Annotated in this window: 1 protein-coding gene; it reads left to right on the top strand. The window is 65.3% G+C overall.

Annotated features, from left to right (window positions below; genetic code table 11):
• A partial coding sequence (locus tag ACFVTG_RS24735) for a dipeptide ABC transporter ATP-binding protein (protein WP_390283647.1) occupies nucleotides 1–1,585 on the top strand: 1,585 nt, incomplete at both ends.

The raw sequence follows: 1,585 nt of genomic DNA on the forward strand, positions 1-1,585 counted from the left end.
CCGAAGAGCGTCCGCTCCTGGAAATCCGGGACCTCGCCATCTCCTTCCAGACGGCGGGCGGCGAATTCCAGGCCGTCAAGAACGCGCACCTGACCATCATGCCCGGCGAGACTGTCGCCATTGTGGGGGAGTCCGGTTCGGGCAAGTCGACGACGGCGCTCGCCGCCATTGGTCTCCTGCCGGAGAACGGCAGGGTTTCCGGCGGGCAGATCCTGCTCGACGGCGAGGACATCTCCCACGCTCCGGAACGTCGCATGATCGAGCTGCGCGGCAACACGATCGGCATGGTTCCGCAGGATCCGATGTCCAACCTCAACCCGGTCTGGAAGATCGGCTACCAGGTCCGCGAGACGCTGCGCGCCAACGGCAAGCCCAACGCTCCTGCCGACGTCGCCCGCGTCCTGGGGGAAGCCGGCCTGCCGGACTCCGCACGCCGCGCCAAGCAGTATCCGCACGAATTCTCCGGCGGCATGCGCCAGCGGGCCCTGATCGCCATCGGCCTGTCCTGCCAGCCGCGGCTCCTGATCGCGGACGAGCCGACGTCGGCCCTGGACGTGACGGTGCAGCGGCAGATCCTGGACCACCTCGAGACCATGACGGCGGAGCTCGGCACAGCGGTCTTGCTCATCACCCACGATCTTGGTCTTGCTGCCGAACGTGCGGACAAAGTGGTGGTCATGTACCGCGGCAACGTGGTGGAGGCCGGTCCTTCCCTCGAATTGCTCCGTAACCCGCAACACCCCTACACCCAGCGATTGGTGGCCTCCGCACCGTCCCTCGCTTCCCGGAGGATCCAGGCCGCCAAGGCCGAAGGAATCCAGACGGAAGAACTCCTTGCACCCACCGAAGCTGTGGTCGAAAAGGCGCTGTCGGACGACGTCCTGAAGGTCGAGAGCCTCAGCAAGGTCTTCAAGCTGCGCTCCGGCGTCGGCAAGTCAACGGACTTCACCGCGGTGGACAACGTCTCGTTCAACGTCAAGCGGGGGACGACGACGGCGATCGTGGGGGAGTCGGGTTCCGGGAAGTCCACTGTGGCGCAGATGGTCCTCAACCTGCTCGCACCGACGTCGGGGCGGATCGTGTTCGACGGCGTGGACACCTCCACCTTGAACAGCCGGGAGATCTTCAAGTTCCGGCGCCGCGTCCAGCCGATTTTCCAGGACCCGTACGGTTCGCTCGACCCGATGTACAACATCTTCAGGACCATCGAGGAACCGCTCCGGACCCACAAGATCGGTGACAAGGCCAGCCGCGAGAAGAAGGTCAGGGAGCTCCTGGACCAGGTGGCGCTGCCGCAGTCCACCATGCAGCGGTACCCGAACGAGCTCTCCGGCGGGCAAAGGCAGCGCGTCGCGATCGCGCGGGCCTTGGCCCTCGACCCCGAAGTGATCATCTGCGACGAGGCGGTCTCCGCTTTGGACGTCTTGGTGCAGGCCCAGGTCCTGAACCTCCTGGCCGAGCTTCAGTCAAATCTTGGACTGACGTACTTGTTCATCACGCACGACCTCGCCGTCGTGCGGCAGATCGCCGACCATGTCTGCGTGATGCAGAAGGGCAAGCTCGTGGAAACGGGCAGCACCGACGA

The organism is Arthrobacter sp. NPDC058127, from assembly GCF_042884555.1.
GTDB lineage: Bacteria > Actinomycetota > Actinomycetes > Actinomycetales > Micrococcaceae > Arthrobacter.